General features: G+C 71.2%; 20 protein-coding genes and 1 pseudogene. 8 read left to right on the top strand and 13 right to left on the bottom strand.

The features are described from left to right. Positions 1-83: 83 nt before the first annotated feature. Both K2F47_RS16780 and K2F47_RS16775 read right to left on the bottom strand, forming a co-directional pair. Complete coding sequence (locus tag K2F47_RS16780; protein WP_242904191.1) at positions 84-1691, bottom strand: carboxylesterase/lipase family protein; 1608 nt, start codon at positions 1689-1691, stop codon at positions 84-86. Positions 1692-1856: 165 nt separating this feature from the next. Then, a complete protein-coding gene (locus tag K2F47_RS16775; RefSeq protein ID WP_242904189.1) occupies positions 1857-2564 on the bottom strand; it encodes a response regulator in 708 nt (235 codons plus the stop codon). Positions 2565-2775: 211 nt separating this feature from the next. Here K2F47_RS16775 and K2F47_RS16770 point away from each other — a divergent pair, with 211 nt between their 5' ends. Both K2F47_RS16770 and K2F47_RS16765 read left to right on the top strand, forming a co-directional pair. After that, positions 2776-3558: an ABC transporter ATP-binding protein gene (locus K2F47_RS16770; protein WP_242904187.1), complete on the top strand. Its 783-nt coding sequence runs from the start codon at positions 2776-2778 to the stop codon at positions 3556-3558. Between the two features lie 55 nt (positions 3559-3613). After that, complete coding sequence (locus tag K2F47_RS16765) at positions 3614-4444, top strand: helix-turn-helix domain-containing protein (RefSeq protein WP_242904186.1); 831 nt, start codon at positions 3614-3616, stop codon at positions 4442-4444. A 57-nt stretch (positions 4445-4501) separates the two neighbouring features. Here the strand turns inward: K2F47_RS16765 and fusA are convergent. Further along, positions 4502-6521 (bottom strand): annotated as a pseudogene (gene fusA, locus K2F47_RS16760) (elongation factor G). Between the two features lie 235 nt (positions 6522-6756). On the opposite strand from fusA, the gene K2F47_RS16755 reads away from it, so the two are divergent. After that, positions 6757-7686 (top strand): alpha/beta fold hydrolase, encoded by a 930-nt coding sequence (locus tag K2F47_RS16755; RefSeq protein WP_242904184.1) that lies wholly within the window; start codon positions 6757-6759, stop codon positions 7684-7686. On the opposite strand, the gene fxsT is transcribed toward K2F47_RS16755, so the two are convergent. The 6 genes from fxsT to K2F47_RS16725 all read right to left on the bottom strand — a co-directional run bounded on the left by fxsT (position 7655) and on the right by K2F47_RS16725 (position 17236). After that, positions 7655-11584 (bottom strand): FxSxx-COOH system tetratricopeptide repeat protein, encoded by a 3930-nt coding sequence (fxsT, locus tag K2F47_RS16750; RefSeq protein WP_242904182.1) that lies wholly within the window; start codon positions 11582-11584, stop codon positions 7655-7657. The genes K2F47_RS16755 and fxsT overlap by 32 nt on opposite strands. A 13-nt stretch (positions 11585-11597) precedes the next feature. Continuing rightward, on the bottom strand, positions 11598-12794 hold the full coding sequence (locus tag K2F47_RS16745; protein WP_242904174.1) for a TIR-like protein FxsC: 1197 nt from the start codon (positions 12792-12794) through the stop codon (positions 11598-11600). 140 nt (positions 12795-12934) lie between these two features. Beyond that, a complete protein-coding gene (locus K2F47_RS41400; RefSeq protein ID WP_242904159.1) occupies positions 12935-15184 on the bottom strand; it encodes an FxsB family cyclophane-forming radical SAM/SPASM peptide maturase in 2250 nt (749 codons plus the stop codon). A gap of 17 nt (positions 15185-15201) precedes the next feature. Further along, positions 15202-15381: a hypothetical protein gene (locus tag K2F47_RS16735; protein ID WP_242904152.1), complete on the bottom strand. Its 180-nt coding sequence runs from the start codon at positions 15379-15381 to the stop codon at positions 15202-15204. Positions 15382-15756: 375 nt separating this feature from the next. Then, positions 15757-16584 carry a VOC family protein gene (locus K2F47_RS16730; RefSeq protein WP_242904150.1) on the bottom strand — a complete coding sequence of 276 codons (828 nt, stop codon included), beginning with the start codon at positions 16582-16584 and terminating at the stop codon, positions 15757-15759. 106 nt (positions 16585-16690) lie between these two features. Beyond that, positions 16691-17236, bottom strand: a complete 546-nt coding sequence (locus K2F47_RS16725) for a hypothetical protein (protein ID WP_242904142.1) — start codon at positions 17234-17236, stop codon at positions 16691-16693. Between the two features lie 142 nt (positions 17237-17378). Between K2F47_RS16725 and K2F47_RS16720 the strand changes: the two genes are divergently transcribed. Both K2F47_RS16720 and K2F47_RS16715 read left to right on the top strand, forming a co-directional pair. Beyond that, positions 17379-18176: a nuclease-related domain-containing protein gene (locus K2F47_RS16720; protein WP_242904140.1), complete on the top strand. Its 798-nt coding sequence runs from the start codon at positions 17379-17381 to the stop codon at positions 18174-18176. Positions 18177-18894: 718 nt separating this feature from the next. Further along, positions 18895-19170: a MerR family transcriptional regulator gene (locus K2F47_RS16715; RefSeq protein ID WP_242905996.1), complete on the top strand. Its 276-nt coding sequence runs from the start codon at positions 18895-18897 to the stop codon at positions 19168-19170. A gap of 11 nt (positions 19171-19181) precedes the next feature. On the opposite strand, the gene K2F47_RS16710 is transcribed toward K2F47_RS16715, so the two are convergent. Continuing rightward, a complete protein-coding gene (locus K2F47_RS16710) occupies positions 19182-20150 on the bottom strand; it encodes a TIGR03557 family F420-dependent LLM class oxidoreductase (RefSeq protein ID WP_242904137.1) in 969 nt (322 codons plus the stop codon). Positions 20151-20201: 51 nt separating this feature from the next. Continuing rightward, complete coding sequence (locus K2F47_RS16705) at positions 20202-20738, bottom strand: DUF892 family protein (protein WP_242904130.1); 537 nt, start codon at positions 20736-20738, stop codon at positions 20202-20204. Between the two features lie 273 nt (positions 20739-21011). Between K2F47_RS16705 and K2F47_RS16700 the strand changes: the two genes are divergently transcribed. From K2F47_RS16700 to K2F47_RS16690, 3 genes are all read left to right on the top strand, one after another. After that, positions 21012-21311, top strand: a complete 300-nt coding sequence (locus tag K2F47_RS16700; RefSeq protein ID WP_242904128.1) for a hypothetical protein — start codon at positions 21012-21014, stop codon at positions 21309-21311. Positions 21312-21411: 100 nt separating this feature from the next. Beyond that, positions 21412-21675 carry a hypothetical protein gene (locus tag K2F47_RS16695; RefSeq protein WP_242904126.1) on the top strand — a complete coding sequence of 88 codons (264 nt, stop codon included), beginning with the start codon at positions 21412-21414 and terminating at the stop codon, positions 21673-21675. Continuing rightward, a complete protein-coding gene (locus tag K2F47_RS16690; RefSeq protein ID WP_242904124.1) occupies positions 21672-23018 on the top strand; it encodes a hypothetical protein in 1347 nt (448 codons plus the stop codon). Before K2F47_RS16695 ends, K2F47_RS16690 begins: the two co-directional genes overlap by 4 nt. Positions 23019-23116: 98 nt before the next feature. On the opposite strand, the gene K2F47_RS16685 is transcribed toward K2F47_RS16690, so the two are convergent. Next, positions 23117-24358, bottom strand: a complete 1242-nt coding sequence (locus K2F47_RS16685) for a PP2C family protein-serine/threonine phosphatase (protein ID WP_242904115.1) — start codon at positions 24356-24358, stop codon at positions 23117-23119. A 79-nt stretch (positions 24359-24437) separates the two neighbouring features. Next, a complete protein-coding gene (locus tag K2F47_RS16680; protein ID WP_242904113.1) occupies positions 24438-26228 on the bottom strand; it encodes a serine/threonine-protein kinase in 1791 nt (596 codons plus the stop codon). Between the last annotated feature and the right edge of the window lie 221 nt (positions 26229-26449).

Below are 26449 nucleotides of genomic sequence, written 5' to 3'. Positions count from 1 at the left end.
ATGGAATCCAGGTGCTCGCCAGCGATCAATGGGCAGGTGCGGCTCTGGCACGTAGGGCACAACATTGGACGTTCCCCGACAATTCAGCGGCGGTAGGGGGTGTACCGGTCCCAGAATCCACAGTGGTGCTGCTCGCCGATCTCCCGGGTGAGTTCACTGTCACCTGCGGGAACGAGCTTCATCACCGCGTTGTCGGCGGTGGTGAACGGCGACCAGAACGGCGTTCCGTCCACGGTCGGATTCCCGGTGCGCGCGAAACCCGTCCATTGCGCGGTGAGCTGTGCGCCGAACGACTTCTGGTTCTGGGTCAGCTCGCCGCCGCCGGGGAACGGCGACAGGAACGGGCTCTCACTGATGTGGTAGGAACCGTTGGGTTTCGTCTTGTCCAGGAAGAACATGGGCGGCGCGTCGGAGTTGTCGGTCTGGTACGCGAACACCTTGATATGCCGGGCCAGCCGCTTGTCGTTGAGCAGCGCCGGGCACACCGAGTTCGAATCGGCGATGATCGTCCGGGAGGCGATGAACGCCGACGGCTCGGGGTAGCGGTTGATCGGGTACAGCTTCATGACCTCGTCGGCGATGTCGCCGTACTGCTCCTTGATCAGCGCCTGGTACTCCGCGGGCGTGGTGGCCGCCCTGAGCTGCGTCTCGTCGCGGGCGACGCCGTGCATGAGCGAGACGTCGTTGATCTTCCCCTTGGCGAACGCTTCGCCGGGCGCGAGCGGCAGGGTCCTGCCGTCGACGACCGGACCCTGCGTCCCGCGGTCGGCGCCGATGCCGCCGCCCGCCTGGTCCAGCAGTTTCTGCACGGGCAGTTTCCGCAGGCACGCCGCGTCCGCGCAGCCGAGCGCGGTGGCGAAACGCCTACCGGCGGCCTGCGCCTCGGCTTCGCTCGGCAGCTTGGCCTTGCAGTCCTGCGCCTGCCACTGGGTGTCGACGCCACGCAGCGAGTTGTACTCGCCACTCTGGGAGATCCCCTTCTGGAAAAGTCCCTTCGCGGTCGGCGACACGCTGTTCGCGCACACGCTCGACCCACCGGCGGACGCGCCGAAAATGGTCACGTTCTTCGGGTCGCCGCCGAACCGCGCGATGTTCTGTTGCACCCAGCGCAACGCCGCCTGTTGATCCTGGAGGGCGTAGTTTCCGGCGTTCTTCCCGAAACCCTCGTGCGTGAGGAATCCAAAGATACCGAGCCGGTATCCGACGCCGACGTGAAGAACATTCCCGTCCTTGGCCAGATGCGACCCGTCGGACGGCCCGCCCAACCGGAACCCGCCGCCGTGCAGCTCGACCATCACCGCGAGCGGCTTGTCGGCGTTCTGCGGCCGGACGATGTTCAGCCGCAGGCAGTCCTCATTGGTCGAACCCGGCCCGAGGCCCTGCGGCTGCGGGCAGGAGCTGCCCCGCTCCGTCGCCTGGTAGGTGTCGGTCCACTTCGCGTGCGGCTCGGGCGGGGCCCACCGCAGATCGCCCACCGGCGGCGCCGCGTACGGCACCCCGAGCCACGACTGGAGGCCGTCGCCCACCGTCCCGCACACGGGCCCCTGGTCGGTCTGCACCACGGTATTGGCCGCGCACGCGGGCGCCTTGAGCACCGTCCCGCCCGCCGGACCCGACACCGTGAACGCCACCGACGCCGCGCCCAACGACGCGACGGCGGCCACCATCAGGCGCCATCTCTTCGGCTTCATGCTGAACGCCTTTCAAACGCGACAACAGAGGCCCGAAACGTAAACCGCCACCCGCGCACGGCCCACCCGCTGCGCATCCCTTGCGGAGAGCGCCGCCAACCGCTCGCTGAGCGGTACCGCCCCATCGCCGAACGGCCCGCCCTCCACATCACACAATGTGATGATTCAGGGGGTACAGAGGCCGGACTCGTAGGCCAGGAGGCCCGCCTGGGTGCGGTTCGCGCAGTCGAGCTTCATCAGCAGCCGGGAGACGTAGCCCTTCACGGTCGCCTCGGTGAGGTGGAGGCGGCGCGCGATCTGGGCGTTCGACAGGCCCTCGCCCAGGCAGGTCAGCACCTGCGTCTCGCGCTCGGTCAGCGCCTCGACCAGGGACGCGCGGCGCCGGTCGGCCCGGCGGCGGTCGTCGGCGGAGGCCAGCAGGCGGCGGGTCGCGGCCGGGGACATCACCGTGTGGCCGTCGGCGGCGACCCGGACGAGCCCGACGAGGTCCTCCGGCGGCGTCGACTTCAGCAGGAAGCCCGCCGCGCCCGCCCGCATCGCGCGCAGCACGTAGGAGTCGGCGTCGAAGGTGGTGAGCGCGACCACCACCGGCGGGCGGCGCAGCGCCGCGATGCGCTCGATGGCGGTCAGGCCGTCCACGCCCGGCATCCGCAGGTCCATCAGGACGACGTCGGGCGCGAGCCGCAGCACGGACTCGACGGCCTCGGCGCCGTCGTGCGCCTCGCCGACGACGTCCAGGCCGTCCTCGGCGGTGAGGATCGTCCGCAGGTGCGCGCACACCATCGGCTCGTCGTCGACGACGAGCAGCCTGACAGAGCTGTTCCGGGGGGCGTGGGGGGTCGCCCCCCCACCAGAAACCGGCCCGGCGCCCATCGGATGTGATCCGTCCCCTTCGGCAGCGTTCGGGGTGAGACTACCCCGGCGGATCGCCGGGGATGATCGCCGCGCGCGGACGCCCTACGAAAGTCGGACGCCCGGCCCCGCGCCACCGACGTAAGTCGCCCGCCCCCTCGACGTTGCGCGCTGACGCCCGTCCCGCGCCGTGGGCTGGACTGGTCCCCCAGCCACGACAGGGGAGATCGGAATGAGCATCACAGCGGACGTCACCACCGGCATGGCCGCGGCGCGGGCCGAGCGGGTCACCAGGGTCTACGGCTCGGACGCGACGGGCGTGACGGCCCTGGACGAGGTCACGATCGCGATGCCGCGCGGCCGGTTCACCGCCGTCATGGGGCCGTCGGGGTCGGGGAAGTCGACGCTCATGCACTGCATGGCCGGGCTCGACCGCGTCGACGGCGGCGAGGTGTACATCGGGGACACGGCGCTGTCACCGCTGCGCGACCGGCAGCTGACCGCGCTGCGCCGCGACCGGATCGGTTTCGTGTTCCAGGCGTTCAACCTGGTGCCGACGCTGTCGGCGCTGGAGAACATCACGCTTCCGATGGACGTCGCCGGGCGCCGTCCCGACGCGGCGTGGGTCGACCGGATCATCGACACGGTCGGGCTCCGGCCGCGGCTCTCGCACCGGCCGAGCGAGCTGTCGGGCGGGCAGCAGCAGCGGGTGGCGTGCGCGCGGGCGCTGGCGTCGCGTCCCGAGATCGTGTTCGCGGACGAGCCGACCGGCAACCTCGACTCGCGCTCCAGCGGGGAGGTGCTGGCGTTCCTGCGCGGCTCGGTCCAGGAGTTCGGCCAGACGATCGTCATGGTCACCCACGACCCCGCCGCCGCCGGGTACGCCGACCAGGTCGTGTTCCTGTCCGACGGGCGGATCGTCGACCGCATGGAGGCGCCGACCGCCGACCGGGTGCTCGAACGGATGAAAGGCTTCGACCCCGGATCGGAGCGGGGCCCGGCCGAGAATTCCTGACACCGTGTTACCGATTCGCTGCGCACAGCGTCCATCCGTGGCGCACGATAGGGACATGCCGGTTGACTATCGCGCACCGAACATCAACGCCCGCAGGCTGGGTCTGCACTTCCGGCAGATCCGCGAGGCGCTGGAACTGTCCTACGACTCCGCGTCGGCGAGGCTCGGCCACGACGCGGACTGGCTCATCCGGTTGGAGACCGGATTCGAGCACGTCACCCCCGACCAGGCCCGCGAGATCCTCGACGGCTACGGCGTCCCCCCGCACGACATGCGGACGGTGGTGATCGACCTCGCCTCCCGTCCGGCCGGGCCGCCGTGGCTCGCCCCGCACGCGGGACGGCTGAAGGCCCTCGTCCGCGACCTGTACACGCTGGAGTCGGAGGCGACGACCGTGCACACCTACGGCATTCCGGTGGTGCCTGAGCTGGTGCGCGCCGAGCCCTACGCCCGGCTCGGCTTCGAGCACCACATCCCCGAGGTGGACGTCGATGAGGAGTGGGAGCTGCTCGCCCACCGGCAGCGGCACCGGCCGGGCGGCCTGCCCCGGACGCTCGACGTGATCTTCTGCGAGAGCGCGCTGCGCGGCGGCCCGCCCGAGGTCATGCTCGCGCAGTGCGCCCATCTGCTGGAGCTGTCGGAGGACGAGCACACGACCATGCGCGTCATCCCGTTCAGCGCGGGCGCGCACGCGGGGCTGCACGGCTCGTTCGACGTGCTGGAGTTCCCCGTCATCAAGGACAAGATCTCGTTCGTGCACGGCGCGCTCGGCATCGACCTCGCGGGCCGCGACCTGTCCGACACCTGGAAGCTCATCGAGGACGTGGCGCTGCCGCCCGCGGACAGCCGCGACATGATCAGCACCGCCATGCGCGCGTTCGGATGACCCGGGGGACCCGTGGCCCCGGGGACCCGACCTCTGTTGGGCCCCCGGGGCGTGCGGTCACGCGGTCCTGATGATCTCCTCGGCGCGGGCCGGGGGGACCTCCGCGTAGGAGTCGAACCGCATCGAGAACACGGCGCGGCCCGACGTCGCACTCCGAAGATCTCCGACATAGCCGAACATCTCCGACAGCGGCACCCGGGCCCGGACCCCGGCGGCGCCGATCGACCCGACCCGGCCGCGCCGGGCCTGGAGATCGCCGATCACGTCGCCGAGATGCGCCTCGGGCGTGCCGACCTCGACGGCCATCACCGGTTCGAGCAGTACCGGCGCCGCCCGCCGCACCGCGTCCCGGAAGACCAGCGAACCGGCGATCCGGAACGCCGTCTCGGACGAGTCGACCGGGTGGAAGTCGCCGTCGAGCAGCGTGACCCGCACCCCGGTCATCTCGAACCCGGCGAGCACGCCGGAGCGCATCGCGTCCTGGCAGCCCGCATCCACCGACGGGATGAACTCGCGCGGAATCCGCCCGCCGGTGACCCGGTTCACGAACTCGTACGGGACGTCGCAGGGCTCGACCGAGATCAGCACCTTCGCGTACTGGCCCTTGCCGCCCGACTGCTTGCGGTGCTTGTACTCGACCTTCTCGGCGCGGCCGCGGATCGTCTCGCGGTAGGCGACGCGGGGCCTGCCGACGTTCGCCTCCACGCCGAACTCCTCCTTCATCCGGTCGACGAGGACCTCCAGGTGCAGCTCGCCCATCCCGCCGAGGACGGTCTGGCCGGTCCGCGCGTCGCCGTGCACGCTGAAGGACGGGTCCTCCTCGGCGAGCCGCGCGATCGCGGCGCCGAGCCGCTCCTGGTCGCCCCGCGAGCGGGGCTCGACGGCGACCTCGATGACCGGGGCGGGGAAGTCCATCGACTCCAGGACCACCGGGTGCGACTCCGCGCACAGCGTCTCGCCGGTCGTGGTCCGTTTCAGGCCCATGACCGCGACGATGTCGCCCGCGCCCGCCGACGCGATCTCCTCGCGCGCGTTCGCGTGCATGCGGTAGAGCTTGCCGACGCGTTCCCTCCGTCCCTTGACGCTGTTCCACACCGATGCCCCGGCGACCAGCCGTCCGGAGTAGATCCGGACGAACGTCAGCCGCCCGAGGTGCCGGTCACTCATGATCTTGAACGCCAGCGCGGACAGCGGCTCGTCCTCGGGTGGGCGCTCTCGATCGTCCCCGCCCACGTCGAGGGGCGAGGGCAGATATCGGACGACGCCGTCCAGCAGCGGCTGCACGCCCTTGTTCTTGAACGCGCTGCCGCAGAACACCGGGGTCGCCGCCGAGGCGAGCGTCACCCGCCGGATCGCGGCGTCCAGCTGCTCGGCGGACGGCTCGACGCCCTCCAGGTACAGGCCCATGAGCGGCTCGTCCAGCTCCGCGACGGTCTCGACGAGCCGCCCGCGTCGTCGTCTCGCCTCCTCGACCAGCGCGGACGGGACGTCGCGTACGGAGAAGTCGTCGCCCGACCACACCAGCGCCCGCATCGCCACCAGGTCGACGACGCCGGTGAAGCCGCCCTCGGCGCCGATCGGCAGCTGCACGGGCAGCGGCACCGCGCCGAGCCGGTCGGCGATCATCGTGACGCAGCGGTCCAGGTCGGCGCCCGCGCGGTCCATCTTGTTGACGAAGCAGACGCGCGGCACGCCGTACCGGTCGGCCTGCCGCCACACGGTCTCCGATTGCGGCTCGACCCCGGCGACGGCGTCGAACACCGCGACCGCGCCGTCGAGCACCCGCAGGCAGCGCTCGACCTCGACGGTGAAGTCGACGTGGCCCGGGGTGTCGATGAGGTTGAGCGTGTGCCCGTCCCAGTGGCAGGTCGTCGCGGCGGAGGTGATCGTGATGCCGCGGTCGCGCTCCTGTTTCATGAAGTCCAGCGCGGCGGTGCCGTCGTGCACCTCGCCGATCCGGTGCGAGACACCGGTGTAGAACAGGATGCGCTCGGCGGTCGTCGTCTTGCCGGCGTCTATGTGCGCCATGATTCCGATGCCCGCGGACCTTGACCAGGTCAAGGAATGTGGCAGTCATCGGGAATCCTCCTTCGCTCTCGGTCGAGGGGACGACCGCCGTGGGACGTGATCGTCCCCATACGGCACGCGCGACGCTATTGCCTGCGTCCGAAAAGCACCAAAGGTTTTCCACCGGCCGGGGGTAGGCGGCGCCCGCAATTAACGAAAAGCCGGACTGCGTCATATGCACTTGACGTGTGCGGACGCGTTCAGTTACAAGCGGATTGGGGATCGCCGCGATCGGAGGTGGGAGTTTGACGTTCGTCGTGCCCGCAGCGGACGGGCGGGAGCTCGCGGTCGAGGAGTGGGGGGAACCGGCGGGGCATCCGGTCTTTCTGCTCCACGGCACCCCGGGCAGCAGGCTCGGGCCCATTCCGCGCCCCATGGTCCTCTACCAGCTCGGCATCCGGTTGATCTCCTTCGATCGGCCGGGTTACGGGCGCTCGGACCGCAGGATCGGACGCGCCGTCGGCGATATAGCGGCGGACGTTCGGCGAATAGCCGATTTCCTGGAATTGCCGGAGTTCGGCGTCCTCGGCCGCTCGGGCGGGGGCCCGCACGCGCTCGCCTGCGCGGCGCTGCTGCCCGGCCGCGCCCGCCGCGTCGCCGCGCTGGTCGCGCTCGCCCCGGCGCACGCGGAGGGGCTCGACTGGTTCGAGGGGATGGCGCCGTCCAACACCCGCGAGTACCTGGCGGTCCGGCGGCAGGGCGAGCTGGTGTCGGCGCGGCTGCGGTCGGTCGCCGACCGGATCCGCGCGAACCCGGCGCAGCACGTCGCGAACCTCTACGCGGAGCTGACCGGGTCGGACCGGCGGGTCGTCGGCGACGGCGGGATGCGCAGGATGCTGCTGGAGACCTTCCGGGAGGCGTTCCGCACGTCCGCCGACGGCTGGATCGACGACCTGCTCGCGTTCTGCGCGCCGTGGGGGTTCGAGCTCGGCGACATCGTCGCCCCTACCATGCTGTGGCACGGCGCGAACGACACCTTCTCCCCCGCCGGGCACTCGCGGTGGCTCGCCGACCAGATCCCCACGTCCACGGTGGTGGTGCAGCCGGGGTCGGCGCACTTCGGAGCGTTCGACGTGCTGCCCGACATGCTGACCTGGCTGGCCCGCCCGGTCGAGGCGCCCTGGCCCCGGCGGGGCCCGGTGGTCACAGGGGCTGGAGCTCGAGATCGCGGTTGACGCGGACCCCGGCGCGCGCGTCCACGAGCGTCGGGTGCGGGCCCTCCACGGCCAGGACGAGCAGCCCGCTCGCCGCCCGGGCGCGCAGCTCGCCCGCCTCCGACGTCCGGCCCATGCCGTCCAGCGTGACCGACAGGTTGGCGCGGCACACGTTGGTGTCGGGATGGTCGTCGCCGAGGACCCGCGCCAGCCGGGGCAGCGTGCCCCGCTCCAGCTTCTCGGCCTCGCCGAAGCGCCGCAGGTCGCCGAGGCAGTTCGCGAGGTTGACCGTCGCCGACAGCACGAACGGGTGCTCGGCGCCGAGCTGCGACTCCAGGCCGGCGACCACCCGCGCCGCGCGCTCGCGCGCCTCGTCCAGCTCCCCCGCGCCGCGCAGGTAGCAGCCGAGGTTGTTCTCGATCATCAGCGTGTACGGGTGGTCCTCGCCCATCTGCGCGATGTGCCGCGCGAGCGCGGCGCGGACCCGGTCGCGGGCGCCGACCTTGTCGCCGAGCGCCGACATGCCCGCCGCCACCTCCAGGTCGGCGGGCAGCGTGTCGGGCGACTCGGGGAAGTGCCGCTGGTAGCGGGCGTAGGTCTCCTCGGCCAGCGCGAGCGCCTCCGCCGCGCGCCCCGCCTTGCGCAGCGACACCGCGAGGCTCTTGCCGGTGCGCAGCGTGTCGAGGATCTGGTCGCCGAGGACGTCCAGATACCGCTGGTAGACATCGCGCAGGATCGTGACCGACTCCGCGTACCGGCCCGCCTCCCGCAGGTCGCGCGCCACGTTCGCCTCGGAGAACAGCGTGTACGGATGGTCGTCGCCGAGCGCGATCCGGCGCTGGTGCAGCGTGTCGGTGTCGAACCGGAACGCGCTGGCGGGGTCGCCGTTCAGCCGGTAGTCGATGGCGAGGTTGTGCGCGACCATCAGCGTGCGCGGATGCTCCTCCCCCCACGGCCCCGGCGCCTGCTTGTAGGTGCGGATGTCCAGGTCGAGCGCGTCCTTGAACCGTCCCATCGCGCGCAGGTCGGCCGCGAGGTTCCCGGCGGTGATCAGCGTGTGCGGGTGCGCGGGGCCGAGCGTCGGCGAGCTGACCTGCCGGTTCATCACGTCCTGGTCGAGCGCGTAGGCGCGGGTGTAGTCGCCCTGCGAGCGCAGCACGTTCGCGATCTGCGACTGGAGGAACAGCCACTGCCAGTGGTCCTTGCCGAGCTTGCCCTGCCAGGCGGCGGTCAGCTCCTCCCCCGCCTCCATCGCGCTCTCGAAGTTCCCGCGCTTCCACTGGTAGCGGACGAGGTCGGTCAGCATCTGCCGGACGTTCTCCTCGTCGCACTCGGCCGCCACCGACGGCCGGACGTGCGGGAGGATCTCGTCCAGCGCGGGCCAGTTGGCGGGGTCGTCGGTGTCGCCGTGCTTGGGCCGCGCGCCGAGCAGGATGCGGTGGACGTCGTGGCAGGTCTGCTCGGTGAGGACCGGGTCGTCCCGCATGCCGTGCCGGATCACCGTCTGGACGAGCGGGTGCACCTGGATCGCGTTGTTGCCCTGGTCGACCCGCGCCAGCGCGAACCTGCTGATCTCCCGGACGTGCTTGCCGAGCACGAGCTTGTCGCGGAGCGTCTCGTCGTAGGGCGCCAGCACCTCGGCGGTCTCGTCGCTGTAGATCAGGTCGAGCGAGATCGGCACCGAGGAGAAGAACGCCAGCAGCTCCAGCAGCCGCGCCGCCGCCGGGGAGGCCTCCCGGAGCTGCCGGAACGTGACGTTCCACGTCATCGCGACCGGCTGGGAGAACGCCTCGGTGCTGAGCGCCAGCGTCGAGGCCGTCTCGTTCTCCAGCGCCTCCAGGTACTCGCCCGCGGGCATGAACGTGGAGGCGAGCCACGCCGCGGCCTGCTCGATCGCGAGCGGCAGGTAGCCGAGCGCGGTCCCGATCGCGCGGGCGTTGTCGTCGGAGATCTCCTGGACGCGGCGGAGCAGGTGCGCGGCCGACTCCTCCTCGGTGAACACGTCCACGGCGAGCGGCTGCGCGAACTGCGTCCACGCCGGGTCCCGGGAGGTGATGATCACGTGCCCGTCGCCGCCGGGCAGGTGGTTCTTCAGCTCCTCGGGGTTGTCGGCGTTGTCGTAGACCAGCAGCCAGCGGCAGTGGGGCTCGCCGCGGCGCAGCGCCTCCAGCGCGGCGGTCGCGGCGTCGGCGATGCTGTCGCCGACGCGCAGCCCGATCTGCTCGGCGAGGCCCGCGAGCCCGCCGCGGATCGAGTCCGGCGACTGGGCGCTGATCCACCAGATCAGGTCGTAGTCGGCCTTGAAGCGGTGCGCGTACTCCAGCGCGACCTGCGTCTTGCCGACGCCGCCGAGCCCGTGCAGCGCCTGCGGCAGCACGAGCCGCTGGGTGGTGCCGAGCAGGTGGTCGCGGAGCTGCTCCAGCAGGCCGCCGCGTCCGGTGAACGCGGCGTTGCGCCGATCGACGTTCCAGATCGGCGGCGCGGTGCGGGCGCCGCCGGGGTAGCGCGGCCCGACCCGCGACTGCTCCGCCGAGGACTCGACGTTCTGCCCCGGCCGGCCGAGCACGCGCACGAGCGCCTCGGCGCCCTCGCGCTCGCCGAGCCCGGTGAGGTCGAGCGGGACGGGCCCGCTGAAGCCCACGCTGAGCGGCGCGTCCAGCACCCGGACCGTCGTCAGCCGCCGGTACGGCGCGCTGGTCCGGCCCGCCAGCGCCTCCCAGGCCCGCTGCGCCCGCTGCGAGACGACGTAGGCGGGCGAGAACAGCACGATCGTGTGCCCGGTGGCGGTGCGGTCGTCGGGCGGCTCCTGCGGCCCGGTGTCGACGCTGCGGGTGACGACCCGGAACCCGGCGCGGCCGAGGACGAGGGCCATCCAGTCCACCCACGGGCGGTCCTCGGAGACGTAGCTGATGAGGACGTCCGAGACCTCCGACGGCCCGCGCCTCGTGAACCGTTCGAGCGTGCTGGTCCGCAGCTCCTCCGGAATCGGCGTGTAGCCGTCGACGCGGCCCTCGGTGATCTCGGCGGCGAGCCGCTCGAACGCCGCCAGCATCGAGTTCGGCGAACCGGGCGCGTCGCCGAAGGTCGCGAGCGTCTCCTCGAACGCGTAGTAGGGCCGGTAGGGGATCTCGACCGACAGCCAGTACCGGTTCGCCCGCTGCTGCGTCATCCCGGTCGGGAAACGGTCGAAACGCGCGCGGGCGTAGGCGCGTCCCGCCTCCACCTTCGCGTTCTCGCCGAACTCGATCCGCATCGGGACGGGCAGGATGCGGATGCCGCGCTCGCGGTAGCGCTCGTCGATGTGCGCGGCGATCGCGGCGGCGCCGTCGATGCTCTGGTCGCTGAGCGTGAAGCAGTCGACGAGGACGTCCGGGAAGTGGACGGTGCAGATGTCGGCGATGTCGCTCAGCCCGGTCCGGCTGTCGATCAGCGTGTAGTCGTAGTTGCGGCGCATGTCGGCGCGCAGCGCGTCGAAGAACTGCCCGCCGCCGAGGCGTTCGTAGAAGTTGTCCCAGTCCATGCTGGTGATGAGCGAGGAGTAGTCGCGGTTCTGGCGTCCGGCGGAGACGAAGTCGAGGGTCCCCTCGCCCGGGAAGTTGTCCCATTCCAGCGTCACCGCGTGCCGCAGGATGCGCGCGTACTCCACGTGCCAGTTCTCCTCGGCGCTCTCGTGCTTCACCGCCGCCGCCCACGCGTAGTCGGTGAGCATGTCGATCACCCCGGGCGTCGCCGACACGACGTTCTGGTCCAGGAAGGGGTGGAAGAACTTGTGCAGGCCGGGCGACTCCAGGTCCCAGTCGACCACGAGCACCTTGTACCCGGCCGCCGCCATGATCCAGGCGACGTTGGCGAGCGCGGTGGTGCGGCCCGTCCCGCCCTTGTAGGAGTAGAAGGTGACGATCGTGCCATCGTTCGTCATGGTTCTCCTCGCCTCAGAACTCGGGCCCTTGCAGCGTCGGACGGCCCATGGACGGCGGGGTCCGAGGGGGATGGACGTTGGTCGTCTTCAGGTAGCGGGTGACGGCCTCGTGGACGGCCTTCGGGAGCGCGCTGCGGAACGCTCCGGCGGACGAGACCCGCTTGGCGGAGCCCTGGAGGGCGCCGCTCCTCGGCAGCACCTCGTTCAGCCCCTCGGCGAGCTCGTCGGACTTCGCCACCGTCTCGGCGTCGCCGGAGTTGAACGGCGCGATCATGGTGACCGGGTCGCGGTCGATCTGCCGGAGCCGCTTGCCGATCGCCTCGTCGCGGGCCGCCCACGGGTCGACGAGCAGCACGCTCGGCGCCTCCCCCGGCTCGTGCGGGGGCTCGTCCACGCCCTTGATCTCGGCGCAGTGGCCGAGTTCGCCGAGGATGTCCGCGGCGAACTTGCTGAGCGGGATGCTGTGCTCGGGGCCCCGGTAGGGCGTCCACTCGCGGGCCGACTTGCCGTAGTAGTAGGGGCCGCGGCCCTCGGGGAGCTGGCCGATCGCCTGCGCGGCGAGCGTGAGCCTGACCGCGGGGCGGCGGGCGTCCGGCGCGTCGCCGGCGAACGCGCTGCGCAGCGTCTCCAGCGTCGGGACGGGGCTGGGCGGCAGCGCGCACTCGGCCGCGCGCGCCTTGATCAGTTTCGCGAGCTCCAGCACGGTCTCCTTGTACTGCTCGCGGAACCGGCCCAGTTTCATGATCCCGTACAGGCCCTCCGACGAGTAGGCGGGCGGGAACCCCGGCGGGACGTTCTGCATGGTCCGGACGCTCTCCGGCATTTCCTTGAGGGCCATCGGCGTCCACATCGCGGGAATGATCGCCGTCGGCCGGGCGAGACCGGCGGCCTGCCCCTGGTAGCGCTTCAGGAAGGCGGCCCACTCCTTCCCGCAGTAATCACTGAGGAAGTAGGCGGGTGAGAACACGGCGACGAAGACGCGGCAGTTCGCCAGCCCGTCGGCGAGCAGATCCGGCCACTCGCCGCCGGCCGGAATCTGCCTGTCCATAAACCCCGGATTCTGCATGCCCGTGGCATGCCCGACATCCGTACAAAGATCGTTGAAGAACTTCACGACCCAGCGGTCGGATAACTCCGGCTGGTAGCGCGACCTGGCATAACTCAAGAAGAAGTGGGGCCGCCGGTCGTCCGGCTGAATCCTGCCCGGCATACCGCTCCCTTCCAGGTCACACCCCTGTATAGCGGCATTCAACGACCCAGGACAACGTCACAGATGTGTACTTTTACCGGGAGCTCGGCGGGCGTCTTCGGGACGCCTCAGGTGGTCCTTGCCGGTGGTGTCTGCGGTTCCTATGGTGCGGGCCATGATTCGAGCGTCCTGCGCATGGCGGCGACGAACTGCTCGCCGAGCCCCGTCAGCGCGCCCGACTGCTGAAGGGTGCGGACGGCCGCGAGCGTCTCCGGATACCACGCGTGGAAATGGCGGCGCGCCTCGTCCGCCGTCCGCGAGGACCGCGCCTGCCTGCGCCAGAAGTCCGCGACCGCGATGTGCGCGTAGGTGCCCTGGAGCAGCCCCTCCAGCGGACGCGGGTCGGCGCGCCAGGGCGCGTGGTAGGTGCGGTCGTCCCGGCGGTCGTACAGGTCGGCGAAGTCCAGCACCGCGCCCAGCTTGACGTGCTGGAACTCGTGGAGCAGCAGCAGGCAGAGCAGCTCGGGGCTCTCGGGCAGCGCGATCCCGACCGAGCCGAACGCGTCCCGCGCGGCCGAGCTGACGCTGCGTCCCGGGCCGGGCGCCTCCAGCGGGACGATCGTGGTCAGCGCCTCGGCGATCGCGGGCACGTACTCGGCGTACTGCTTCTCCAGCAGCGCCCACGCCTCCTGGAACGCCGTCTGCCACGCCTCGAAGCCGGGCCGGTCGAGCCGTCCGGCGGCGGGGTGGTCGTGGCAGTCGCGGAACGGGTCGAGATCGTCCAGCGCGACGCTGAACGTCCCGGCCGTCAGGTAGCGGACGCGCTCGACCGTCGTGACGCCTTCGACGCGCAGCTCGCCGTCGCGAACCTCGACGGTCGTGCTCGCGCGGCCGGGCACCGCGTAGCGGCCGACCGCGGGAAAGTAGATCGCGCCGTCCTGCACGGGGACGGTCAGCGCCGCGGCGACCCCCGCCCGCGCGGCCGCGACACAGGCGACCGTGGCGAGCAACCCGTCGTCCGGTTCGCCGGGCGGGTGCGCGGGGGTGCGGAGGCGGTGGACGGCCCAGGCGCGGATGTAGGGGTGCGCGAGCGTCGCGTCGAGCGCCTCCGGGTGGGCGGAGCCGATGCGGTTGAGCAGCGTCCACGCCTCGGAGGGGGCGCTGAAGGGGGTGCTCTCGCCGCGGACGCGGGCGATGAGCGTCCGGTATCCGGTGGTCTGGGCGGACCTGAGCTGCGCGATCGCGGGCGGGTCGCCGTAGCCGGTCGCCAGCGACATGAGCGCGTCCAGCGAGAGCTCCTGCGAGGCGCGGGTGGTCCGCCGCTGGACGTGCCGGATCACCGCGAGCAGGTCGTCGCAGTACACGCTGGGGTTGTCGAACCCGGTGCCCGCGCGGTGCCGGTGAGCGAACAGGCCGCCCCCGCAGGTCGAGACGACCGGGCACTCCCGGCACTTCTCGCACAACGCGGACGTGCCGCCCTGCCGCGCGCGGATGCCGGGGTGGGCCGCGACGTCGTCGACCGGGTGGCGGAACACGTTCATGCCGGTGTCGGGGGCGCCGTGGTAGGCGGTCTTGAGCGAATCGGCGAGTTCGTACTCGCCGTCGGTCTCCACGACGAGCAGGTCGGTGGCCTCCAGGCCGAGCGACTCGGTGAAGCTCGCGCCGCCCCGTCCGGTGCTGATGATCGAGTCGAACATCCGCACCGCCACCGGACGGCCGTCCGCGAGCCACCGGTCGGCGATCACGGCCAGCCAGTCGGCGTAGGGGGTCGCGGACGTCCGGGGCGGCGGACGGTCCCAGGTGTGGTGCGGCCAGAGGAAGTCGATCGCCGGGGGCTCGTGGGAGAGCAGGGCCTCGTAGACCGCGGTGGGGTCGTTGGCCACGTCGATCGTGCACAGGATGCCCGAGTACAGCTCCGGGTACTCGGCCCGGAGGAGCCCGATGGCCCGTACCGCCTTGTCGTAGCTGCTGCGCCCGTCGCGGTAGCGGCGGTGCCGGTCGTTGGCCTCCCGGTCGCCGTCGAGCGAGATCCCGACCCGGACGCCCTCCGCGCGCAGCAGCTCGCAGAACCGCCGGTCGAGCAGCACGCCGTTGGTGTGCAGGCGCAGATCGACGCGGCAGACGCCCTCCAGGGGCGCGCGCAGGGCGGTGATCAGGTCGGCGAGGTGCCCCGGCCCGGCGAGCAGCGGCTCGCCGCCGTGCAGGATGACGCCGACCTCGGTCAGGCCGTGCCGTCCCGCGTGGTCGGCGATCCGCCGCGCCGTCCGCGCCATCGTCGCGACGCCCATTTCGGTCGAACGGCCGCGCCAACTCTGGTCCGCGTGCTCGAATATATAACAATGGTCACATGCCAGATCACATCTGCTGTGCACCTTGAGCACGAATTGACGGAACACGTTGGATGTTGGCACGTTCGTACTCTGTTATCCTAGATAAAGGAGTTGAACGCCGCGACCCGGACCGGATCCGATCCCTCGCGCTCCGGGACGTCGGTGCGGGTCAGGCGGGCGGCGATACGGGCCGCCTCGCCGTCGGAGACCAGTTCGTCCAGGGTGAGGTCGTGCAGATCTTTGAGCCCCGGCGCTTCTACTTCCAGCAGATTGTTCATGTTCGTCCATCCAGTCTTCTTTGACGGTATGCAACGACCGTACGCTCCCAGCGTACGGGCAATCCTGGCCAGACTTGCTCGGTGCGATAACTCGGTGTGATCGAAAATCTCGCGCCCGCGCCGCCGCGCCGGACGTGCGAAGTTCTCGACGGTTGTACCGACAGAAAGTTACAGCGTACCCAAACGATCGCCCCCCCGCCCCGCCGTCCTTGTGTGGTTTGACGCCGCTTGTCGGAGTCAAGCCGTCCGGCCCGATGGCCGGAGCCGGACACGGCCGAGAAGTGCGGATTTGTGCACGCGCGCTCGATGGTCTTTTCCGAGAATCTTGCACAATCCGACTATTACCTACTTTTCGGGCGCCCGGGATTCGGCGGATCATGAGCGTGCCCGCACGAACTCCTTGACGGCCTCGCTCGGCGTGAACAGGCCGAGGCGGGCGCCGGTGGGGTCGGCCACGACGCTGAACCGTCCGTGCACGGCGTCGTTCGGCGGGATCTCGGTGCCGGCGCCGAGGTCGACCGCCTCGCCGGTGGCCGCGTCGCAGTCGGTGACCCAGAAGTAGGGAATCCAGTGCGCCGGGGACGACCCGTCCATCGGCAGCATCCCCGCGAGCGGACGGTCGCCCAGCAGCCAGTCGGTGTAGACCCCCGGACGGTACACCCGGTCGGCGACGTTCCAGCGGTCGAAGCCGCGGTCGACGCCCGTCCAGCCGAACACCGCGCCGTAGAAGCGCTTGGCGGCCTCGGTGTCGCGGCACCACAGCTCGATCCAGCACAGCGCGTCCGCCTCGTCCATCACGTCCGCGCCCCGGTGGTCGTAGGACTGGTAGATGCCGAAGTCGGCGCCCTGCGAGTCGACGCACACGGCCATCCGTCCGAGGTTGGCGACGGTGACGGGCTCGACCAGCGCGGTCCCGCCCTCGTCCAGTACGGCGCGGAACGTGCGGTCGAGGTCGTCGGTGTGGACGTAGCACGTCCACGACGGCGGCTCGGTGTCGTCGACGAGGGGCTGCATCCCCGAGACCGTGGGCCCGTCCGGGCCGCCGTGGGTGAACACCTCGTAATCGCCCGTCGCGGCGACGGTCAGCGTGTAGGAGCCCCAGCCGAACAGCGCGCGGTAGAAGGCCATGGACACGCCGAGGTCCGGCGTGGCCAGATCCGCCCAGCACGGAGCACCGTGGGCGTACCGGGTCACCTCCGGCATCGGTGGCCTTCTCCAACGCACATGGGCACCACGCTACGAAGGCGGACGCAATACCAGCGCAGTCCCCGTGCGCGAATTCGCCAAGATCACACAAACGTTCGCCATTTCAGACGGCGTCCACGCGCTGGAGGAGCCCCCACACGAAATGGGCGACACAGGTGGAACCGTCCGGCGTGGAGATCGTGACCTGCCACCGGCTGGGCGCGTCCCCGTCCCGATGGACGACCGTGCCGAGCCGCCCGTCCAGATCGCCGACAACGCACGACCAGGGCACCATCTCGTCGACGGACTCCGGCGGCGCCGCCCCCTCCCGCACGAGCCACTCCTGCACGACCGACCCGTCCGGCGCCATCATGATCTCGAAGCGCAGCTCCGGCCACAGCGGCAGCGGCGGCCACGAGGCGACCTCGCACGTCACGTCCCCGACCCGCCGCGCCGCCGTCTCCGCGGGCCCGAGCACGGCCTCGTACCTGCGCCGCCCGCGCGGAAACGTCCGCGACCGCACGATCCGCTGCCAGCGCGCGTTGACCTCCCGCATCTCCGTCCGGGACGCCCCGAGCGCACGCATCGCCTCGTCCACCATGCCGGGCTGGTAGTCGGCCATACGCCGCAACAGGACGAGCTGAAACTCCCGCCGCGCAAACCCCTTCACCCCCGGCACTCCCCATGACACATGCCCGGGACCGTACAACCACGCCACGACAGAAACCCCACCCCCGGACGCCTCCCCTGGCCACCAACGGCCACCCTCGGTGGAGCCGGAAACGGGGGGTTCGTGGCGTTATCTTGTACCGATGCGGATCGAGGTGCTGTCCGACCATCCCGCAGCGCAGCTTCGCGGCACCGACGCCGCGATCGCCCGTACGCAGAGCCAGGTCGCCGGGCACGCCCAGGCCGTGGACGCCCTCCGTCGGCGGCAGCGGGCTTCGCGCCGGTGGTGGCAGTTGGGCCTGTGGATACGGCATGCCCGTGAGTTGCAGGCGCTGCTGCGGCAGGCCCCGGCGGTCGACACCTCCGCGCTGCACAGGCGGGCTCAGCAGCAGGCCGGTGTCGACGCCGAGGAACGCGTGACGCACGACCTGCAACGCTCTCTGCCCGGGGACTGGACGCTCTTCCGCGGTTACGCCAACCGGCGCGGCGAAGTCGACCATCTGCTGGTCGGGCCGTTCGGCGTCTGGGCGATCGAGGTCAAGGGACGGGGCGTCCGGGTCCACGTCAGCGGCGACGAGTGGTGGTTCGAGAAGTTCGACCGCTACGGGAACCTCGTCGAGACGGGCGCGCTGGCCGACCGCCGGGGCCGCAGCTGGGGGCGGCAGGTCTCCGAGATCGCCGCGGACCTGGAGAAGTTCCTGCGCTCGCGTGGGGCCAACGTCCCGGTGCACACCGCGGTCGTCGTCATGCACGATCGGGCGGGCGTCGGCAGATGCCAGGGGATGGGCGTCGACGCCCTCAGCGTCGGAACCCCCTACCTGCTGGAACAGGTCCGCCGGAGGGCCGGGAACCTGGACCGGGCGACCCAGGACAAGATCGTCAACCTGGTGCGGCGGGACCACAACTTCCACGCGAGCCGCCGGCCCGGACGTCGCGGCTGATCCCCTGTCCTGCGGAAACCGTGCGCCCCTCGGGGCCGGAGCCGGATCAGACGCGTCCACGACAGACAACCGCATCGATGGATCTTCGAAAACCTATGTTGATCGAGGTAGATTTTTGGTGCGGGGTGGGGTAGTGTTCCTGTCATCGAAGAGGAACAAGTCCATGAGATGCGGCAGATGACGAACTGCCGGGACAGATGGATGGCGCGGCCCGGCCGTGCCGGGGTCAACGCAGTGCAAGGGACTCCGACAGCGGGCCGCACACCCGGTGGCCAACGGGCCACCGGGCGCATGAAGGCAAGTCGCAACAGTTGTCAATGCAGGTGGGAAACATTCGAAAGGAGGTCTTCGGCACCATCGGGATCGCCCGTCGCAGGCTCCAGTCACGCCGCGCGGGTACCGCAGCCCCACAGATTGGACGGTGGTCTACGGTCACGCATCCGCGATCCCCGCACCCCCGCCTCTGGCGGCCAGTGCGGATACGAACCGGCCATAAGGCCGGCTAGATGGTGTTGTACCTCATGGCCCCGGTGCCGCCCTGCGGCGCCGGGGCCCGTCGGCGTTTCCCCGACGGATCTGGGCGCGTCCGCCCGGTTACAGTACGGAAGGGTTTATGAAACCACCTCAGCCGCTTCAGACCCGGGCCCCCGACGCCGATCCGGTGCCGGACGGCGGCCTGGACGGCAAGCTGGACGATGAGGATTACCCCGCCTACAGCATGGGGCGGGCCGCCGAGATCCTCGGCGTCACCCCGGCGTTCCTGCGCGGTCTGGACGCCGCGAAGCTGTTCGTCCCGCAGCGCTCCGCCGGCGGCCACCGCCGCTACTCGCGCTACCAGCTGCGCCTGGCCCAACGCGCCCGCGACCTGGTGGACGAGGGCACCGCACTGGACGCGGCCTGCCGCATCATCATCCTTGAGGACCAGCTCGCCGAGGCCCAGCGCATCAACGCGGGTCTCCAACGGCGTCTCGACCAGGACCCCGCCCGGGACTGACGCGCGGCCGATCAGGGGAAGCGTTCGCGGAGGGCGGGGAGCAGGTCGTACTCCGCCCACGTCCGGAAGTCCTTCTGGTGGCCGGCGCCGCTCTGGCAGAAGGAGACGTGGGTGAAGCCCGCGTCCGACCACTGCTGGACGGCCTCGATGTAGTCCTCGACGTTGTTCCCGCACGGGATCGACTTCAGGACGTCCTCCGGGCGGACGGTCCCGGAGGCGGCCTCGAAGTTGACCGGGCCCGGGAGCTCGGCCATCACCTTCCAGCCCGGGGCGGAGAACCGCCACGTCCGGTAGGCGCGCTGCCTGGCCTCCTCCAGGTCGTCGCCGAAGCCGATCGGGATCTGGCCGTAGGCCGGCTTGCCCACGCCGGCCTCGTTCTTGAACAGCCGGACGACGTCGCCGAGCGGCTGGTCGGAGATCAGGGCGTCGGCGTGCCGGGCGGCGAGGTGGGCGGAGCGGGGGCCCGAGGCGGCCATGCCGATGCGGACCGGGTGGGGCGGCAGGTCGTAGATCTTGGCGGAGTCGACGGTGAAGTGGCGGCCCCGGTAGTTGACGTAGTCGCCGCCGAACAGGGCCCGGATGATCTCCACGGCCTCGGTGAACATCTCGTGCCGGACGTCCACCGAAGGCCAGCCGCGCCCGACGACGTGCTCGTTCAGGTTCTCGCCCGCGCCGAGGCCGAGCGTGAAGCGGCCGTCGGACAGGACGCCCACGGTCGCGGCCTTCTGCGCCACCACGGCCGGGTGGTAGCGCATGGTCGGGCAGGTCACGAACGTCATCAGTGGGATGCGGTCGGTGGCCTGGGCCAGCGCGCCGAGCACCGACCAGGCATAGGCGGAATGGCCCATCTCCTCCAGCCACGGGAAGTAGTGGTCGGAGATCACCGAGTAGGAGAAGCCCGCCTCCTCGGCCTCGACGAGGTCGGTGACGAGCTGTTTCGGTGGGGTCTGTTCGCAGAGCAGCGTGTATCCGAATTCCATGCTGTCCGCGTACCCCCTGGTCCGAACTGAATCGTCAAGACTCGCCCAAGGTCATCTGCCCAGGAGGTCCATGATGTCGTCGGCGTGCTCCTCCTCCTCGGCGAGGATCTGCTCCATCAGGCGGCGCGTGGTGACGTCGCCGCCGGCCAGCCAGCGGATGATCTCCTGGTAGGACTCGATCACGATGCGCTCGGCGACGAGGTTCTCCTCCAGCATCCCCTTCAGGTCGTCGTCGGAGAAGGTCTCGTAGGTCGTGTGCGCGCGCTCCGCGAGCGTCTTCGGGTCGAAGTCGGGGTCGCCGCCGAGCTGGCTGATGCGCTCGGCGACGCGCATCGCGTGGTCGCGCTCCTCCTCCGCGTGCTCGTGGAACTCCGCCGCGACCTGCGCCCGGTCGATCCCCGTCGCGCTGATGGCGTGCCGCGAGTAGCGCATCCAGCAGACGATCTCGGTCGCGAGGACGTCGTTGAGCACGCCCACGACCTCGCTCGCGCTGCGCCGGTACCCGTCGGTCAGCGGACCGTCGTCCATCTTCTGGCGGGCCCGCTGCCTGATCGCCGCCACATCGATGCTGAAGCTGTTGTCGGCCATGCCGCCCCTCCTTGATCGGTGCCCTGCGCCTCGGTGCCTACCCAATCTGTGAACGACATGCCTCCGCCGATCGAAATGCCACAGGCCCCTGGGCGCAAGGGATCGGTGCGCCGGGGACGGCCGACACGACCGACCGGAGCCGCGCCCCAGGCTTGGCCACCATCAGTGACATCTGCTATACGTAGAGCTACTTCGCCTCGACCCGTGGCGAGGTATGGGACATCCGGTATCCACCTTGAGATCCCGGGCGTGACAGGAAAGAAAAGGAACCTCATGAAGTCCTTCAGCTACACCGAGCTCGACCTGCTGGCCGGCGAGGTCCTGCCCGAGCGCGCCGTGCTGTCGACCCTCATCGTCGGCGGCGGCAGCGACAACGACAACACCAACACCAACCTCAACGCCGGTGGCGGCCACGGCCACGGCGGCGGGGGCACCACGGCGGTCGTCCCGAACTGCCAGGGCACCATCACCCACTCGCAGGGCGGCCTCGTCGGGGCCCTGGGCCTCAGCTCGGAGAACCCCAACAGCTCGTTCACCTGCGCGAGCAGCTCCGTGGTGGCCTCGGGTCACTGACCCGGCCAAGCGTGATCGCGGGCTCATGCCCGCATGGGAAGGGCCGGCGTTCTCCCGCCGGCCCTTCCCCCTCTTTCCGGACGATCCGAAAGCGACCACGATGCGTTCCGCACACCCTCACACGCTCAGTTACGACGACCTCGACCGGCTCGCTCCCGAGGTCCTGCCGGAGCGGCTGGCGCTGTCCACCGGCGCGGGCCGGGCCGGGCCCGGCGCCGGCGACACGACGATCGTCTACGCCTGCCAGGCGGTCCACTCCCCGGGCACCACCGGCCTGCTCGGGACGGGCCTGATGGCGGAGGCGCCCTACTCCTCCTTCACCTGCGTCCCGGCCACCGTCCTGCACCACCACCATCACTCATGAGCCGTCCCGCGACACCGGACGTGGCGGGGGACGAGCCGCCGGCGGCCCTCACGCTGCCGACGCTCGCCGACGGCACCGAACTCGTCGGCGAGTTCAAGAACTCGGGCTACCGGGAGAAGCCCCACCTGGTCAGCCTGCCCAACCGGCAGCTCGTGCGGCTGCCGCCGGTGCTGTTCCTGGTCGCCAAGGCCCTGCACGAGCACGAGCCCCGGCCCGGCGAGGACGTCCAGTCCGCGCTCGACCGGGTGGCGGCCGAGGCCAGCGCGGCGGCGGGCGCGCGGCTGACCGGCGAGCAGATCGTCTACCTCGTCGACCGCAAGCTCGCCCCGCTCGGCGTCACCACCTACAGCGACGGCACGGCGCCGCCCGTGGTCAAGGCCGACCCGTTCCTGGCGCTGCGGTTCAAGATCGCGGTGTTCCCCGAGTCGGTGACCTGGTTCGTCGGCGGGCTGTTCGGCTGGCTGTTCCGGCCGGTCGCGCTCGCGCTCATGATCGTCGCCGTGGTGGCGAGCGAGACATGGGTGTTCACGACCCGCTCGCTGCCGCTGGCGATGCAGCACACGATCATGAACCCGGTCAGCATTCTGCTGATCATGGGGCTGGGGATCGCGTCGGTGGCCTTCCACGAGGTCGGGCACGCGACCGCCTGCCGGTACGGGGGCGTGCGGCCCGGCGTCATGGGCTGCGGGATCTACCTGGTCTGGCCCGCCTTCTACACCGACATCACCGAGTCCTACCGGCTCGGACGCGGCGGACGGCTGCGCGCCGACCTCGCGGGCGTCTACTTCAACGGCATCTTCATCGTCGGGCTGACGCTGCTGTACCTACAGACGGGCTTCGAGCCGCTGCTGGTCGCCGTGCTGTACGTCAACCTGGAGATCTTCCAGCAGCTGCTGCCGACGCTGCGGTTCGACGGGTACTACATCATGTCGGACCTGATCGGCGTCCCCGACCTGTTCCGCTACATCGGGCCGATCCTGCGCCGCACGCTGCTGCGCCGCCCGGCCGACGCCCGGCTGGACGACCTCAAGCGCTGGCCGCAGTTCTTCGTCACGCTCTGGGTGCTGACGATCGTCCCGGTGCTGGTCTTCCAGCTCGTGCTGATCGCGACGCAGGTCCCGAACCTGGTCGCCAAGGACTGGTGGATGATGCGGCGGCTCGCGGCCGAGGCGTCGCAGGGCGCCGGGGCGCTCCAGCTGGTCACCTCCAGCCTCCAGATCGTGCTGCTCGTGCTGCCGCTGATCGGCCTGGCGATGATCCTCTTCCAGTTCGGGCGCGCGCTGGTGCGGCTCCTCATCCGCTATGTGAACGGCCCCGCCCCCGAACCCGTCCCGGACGCCTGACCGTCCGGCCGAGAAGCGCCGGGCACCCCGCGTCCAGGGGGGGTGCCCGGCGCGTTCGCGTTTCGCCCCCCGGGCGGCGCCGGCCTCGGCGGGGCGCCTCAGGTCTGGGCCACGCCCTCGACGGCGCTCGCCGGTGGAGCTTGGCCGCGCCATTCCAGGACGAGCACGGTGGCGTCGTCGTCCAGCCGCCCGGCATGGTGGTCCAGGATGCTGTTGATGAGGCGGCGCAGGGTCTCGGGGACGGGCAGCCCGTCGGCGTTGCGGCGGATGATGAAGTCCACGAACCGGACGAGGCCGAACTCCTGCTTGTCGGGGGCGCGCGCCTCGACGATGCCGTCGGTGTAGAGCAGCAGGCGATCGCCGGGTTCGAGCTGTTCGCGGCACAGCTCCGGTTCCACGCCGAGGCCGGTGCCGAGCGGAGTGGCCGGCGAGCAGTCCAGCGTGGTCGCCCAGCGCCCGCCGCGGATCACCACCGGCGGCGGATGCCCGTAGGACACCCAGGTCAGCATGCCCGTGCGAAGGTCGAGGTCGGCGAGGACGGCGGTGACGAACCGTCCCGACCGGTCCTGTTCGAGCAGGACCTCCTCGATCGCCCGGCCGGCCGCCGCGAGGTCACCGTCCCGCAGCCTGCTGTTGCGGCAGGCCGCGACGGCCAGGTTGGACGACAGACCCGCGGCGGTGTCGTGCCCCATGGCGTCGAAGACGCCGAGGAAGACCCGGTCGCCGGCGAGCGCGTAGTCGAAGGTGTCGCCGCCGAGCTTGTAGGCGGGCTCCAGCGCCGCCCCGATCACGACCCGGTCGGTGGCGAAGGTCAGCGGCGGCATCAGCCGCCACTGCATCTCCGCCGACACCGTCATGTCCTGCCTGCGCACCAGGCGGGAGAAGGAGTCGCTGGCCGGCCCCTTGCTGACGATGATCAGGGCGATCAGCCCGGCCAGGTCCTCGGCGTCCCGCAGGGCCGTCTCGTCGTCGCGGGCGGCGGTCACCCGCAGGACGCCGAGCCGCTCGGTGCCGTCGAGGATCGGCACCCAGTGGTGGCGGGCCCCGTCGTCGGCGGGGTGCCCGGCCACCGTCCGGACGCTCTGGAACGCGCGCCCGGCGAGCGTCCCGTCGACGCGGATCTCGGCGTCCTCCGCGCCCCACCTGCCTCCCTCGCCCTCGTCCTGCCCGACCAGCAGCTTCAGGACGTTCTGCTGGAGATCGACCACGTAGATCAGGACGTCGTGGAGACCCGCGCGGGCCGCGTGCTCGACGACCACGCCCGGCAACTGCTCCAAGGCGATCAGGTGACTCGCCGCCACCAGCCTGCTCAGCATCCGCTCGCCGCGGCTCGCGTCCATCGCCGCCCCTTCGACACACCCGTCCCTGTGGAACCCTCCTGAATCCTCTACCCATGGGACGGGAGCGTCACCGTCCGCGCTATTTCGGGAGAAGTGCCGCGAAGTCCGGCTTGAGCAGGGCGCGGACGCTCGCGTAGGACGCACCGAAGTCCAGGTTGCCGCAGCCGTCGCTGCCCCCGTGCAGCCACGCCAGGCGGAACTCGGCCGGGGTGAGGAACGCGCTCAGCCGGGGCGGGCCGATCTCCATCCCCTTGATCGTCGTGCCCTCGGAACGGTTCGGGAAGAAGTCGGTCCGCTCGAACCGACCGTCGGAGTTGCAGTCGGTCCACTTGCGGTCGTGGCCGTTGTCGCGTTGCGTGAACAGCGTCTGGAGCCGCGCCACACCCGCCGCCGTCAGCGTCTCGGGCCGGAAGACGTCGGTGGCGGTGAGCCGCTTGCCGGTGCGCAGGTCGACGGTGACGACCTCGCCGCCGATCGCGCCGTCCGCCTGCTTGCACCAGTCCGACTGCATGAAGTACCGGACGGACACGAGACGCGGCCCCTGCAACCCCGCCCGCGCCGTCGTGAAGACCTTGACGGAGTTGCCCTTGCACTTGACCTGGCCGGGGGTGCCCCTCCCGATCGTGATCAGCCGGTCGAGGGGCGCGCGGAGCTCCTGGTTGACGCGCTTCTCCAGCGCGAGGTCGCCGAGCCCGCTGACCGTGACGTACCGCGCGTTCTCGATCTGGAGCCCGCCGATCGTCTGGGTCTGGGACGCGAGCCTGACGGCCGCGACCGGATCCGGCTCCTTCTTGTCGGAGCCCTTCGTCGCCTGGACGGCGACGGTCGCGGACGTGGCGACGACGGCGACGCCCGCCACCGCGATCGCGCTCTTCCCGGCGGCGGTGGCGAGGAAGCCCTTGCTCACGCTGGTCCCGGCGGTACCGGCGGTGCCGAGCCCGCCGCTCCCGGCGGCCGATCCGGCGCCCGCGGTACCGGCGGCGGCGCCCGCCGCGCCCGGGGCGACGGTCAGCGCGCCGAGCGGGAACAGCGCCGCGAGGCCGACCGCCGCGGCGGCGAGGGCGCGGACGCCGCGCTGCTCCCAGTCCGGCCCGTACGCGGCGGCGGCCGCGGCCTCCAGCCGGGAGACGAACGCCGCCGCGCCCGGCGGGCGCTCCTGCGGGGACTTCGCCATCCCCTCGGCGACGAGCGGGTGCAGCGCCTCGGGCATGTCCGCCACGTCCGGCGCGGCGGTCAGGTGCTGGTTCATCAGCGCGGCCCGCTCGGTCGCGCGGAACGGCCGCTGCCCGGTGACGCACTCGACGAACACGCAGGTCGCGGCGTAGACGTCGGTGGCCGGGGTGGCGGGCTCGCCGCGCCACTGCTCGGGCGACATGTAGGCGGGCGTCCCGGCGAACGAGCCCTGCCCGGCCAGCACGGCGACGCCGAAGTCGACGAGCTTGCTCAGCCCGTCCGCCTGGACGACGACGTTCGCGGGCTTGTAGTCGCGGTGGACGACGCCGACCGAGTGCGCCGCCGCGAGCCCGAGCAGCGAGCCCTTCAGCACCAGCAGCGCCGCCTCGGGCTCCAGCCGCCCGTTCTCGGCCAGCACGTCCTTCAGCGACGCGCCGTTGACGGCCTCCATGACGATGGCCGCGCCGTGCTCGCTCTCGGTGAATCGGTAGAGGCGCGCGACATAGGGGCTGGTCAGCCGCCCGAGCATCTGCGCCTCGGCGCGCAGGCTCGCGAGCGCCGAGGCGTCGCCGCGCGCCAGGTACTTGATCGCCACGGGGGTACGGGCCTCGGCGTGGTGGGCGAGGACGACCCGTCCCTGCGCCCCACGCCCGAGCTCCCGCGCCTCGATGAACTCCGACAGCCGCCAGTCCGCCACGCGTTCCCCTTGCTCGTTCCTGTGGTCAGGCATTCCACCAGAGGGTGACGCCGCCGCGTAAGGGATTGTTCACGGTAGATCGTCCGTGGCCACGAGGCGGGGGCTCGCCCGACGCCGCCCCCGAGGCGCCCGGAAGGTGATGTGGGACACATAACCGGGTTCGGTGCGGCGCTCGGCCGCCGCACGCGAACGTGCTAAGTCACAGGTCACGGGCGGGCCTT

This window comes from Actinomadura terrae (assembly GCF_022751215.1).
Lineage (GTDB): Bacteria > Actinomycetota > Actinomycetes > Streptosporangiales > Streptosporangiaceae > Spirillospora > Spirillospora terrae.
This window is presented reverse-complemented; position numbering and strand designations above follow the sequence as displayed.

Coding starts and splice junctions, on each gene's coding strand:
- K2F47_RS16780 (WP_242904191.1), bottom strand. CDS start 1,691: ATGAAGCCGAAGAGATGGCGCCTGATGGTGGCCGCCGTCGCGTCGTTG.
- K2F47_RS16775 (WP_242904189.1), bottom strand. CDS start 2,564: ATGGGCGCCGGGCCGGTTTCTGGTGGGGGGGCGACCCCCCACGCCCCC.
- K2F47_RS16770 (WP_242904187.1), top strand. CDS start 2,776: ATGAGCATCACAGCGGACGTCACCACCGGCATGGCCGCGGCGCGGGCC.
- K2F47_RS16765 (WP_242904186.1), top strand. CDS start 3,614: ATGCCGGTTGACTATCGCGCACCGAACATCAACGCCCGCAGGCTGGGT.
- fxsT (WP_242904182.1), bottom strand. CDS start 11,584: ATGACGAACGATGGCACGATCGTCACCTTCTACTCCTACAAGGGCGGG.
- K2F47_RS16745 (WP_242904174.1), bottom strand. CDS start 12,794: ATGCCGGGCAGGATTCAGCCGGACGACCGGCGGCCCCACTTCTTCTTG.
- K2F47_RS16735 (WP_242904152.1), bottom strand. CDS start 15,381: ATGAACAATCTGCTGGAAGTAGAAGCGCCGGGGCTCAAAGATCTGCAC.
- K2F47_RS16730 (WP_242904150.1), bottom strand. CDS start 16,584: ATGCCGGAGGTGACCCGGTACGCCCACGGTGCTCCGTGCTGGGCGGAT.
- K2F47_RS16720 (WP_242904140.1), top strand. CDS start 17,379: ATGCGGATCGAGGTGCTGTCCGACCATCCCGCAGCGCAGCTTCGCGGC.
- K2F47_RS16715 (WP_242905996.1), top strand. CDS start 18,895: ATGGGGCGGGCCGCCGAGATCCTCGGCGTCACCCCGGCGTTCCTGCGC.
- K2F47_RS16710 (WP_242904137.1), bottom strand. CDS start 20,150: ATGGAATTCGGATACACGCTGCTCTGCGAACAGACCCCACCGAAACAG.
- K2F47_RS16705 (WP_242904130.1), bottom strand. CDS start 20,738: ATGGCCGACAACAGCTTCAGCATCGATGTGGCGGCGATCAGGCAGCGG.
- K2F47_RS16700 (WP_242904128.1), top strand. CDS start 21,012: ATGAAGTCCTTCAGCTACACCGAGCTCGACCTGCTGGCCGGCGAGGTC.
- K2F47_RS16695 (WP_242904126.1), top strand. CDS start 21,412: ATGCGTTCCGCACACCCTCACACGCTCAGTTACGACGACCTCGACCGG.
- K2F47_RS16690 (WP_242904124.1), top strand. CDS start 21,672: ATGAGCCGTCCCGCGACACCGGACGTGGCGGGGGACGAGCCGCCGGCG.
- K2F47_RS16685 (WP_242904115.1), bottom strand. CDS start 24,358: ATGGACGCGAGCCGCGGCGAGCGGATGCTGAGCAGGCTGGTGGCGGCG.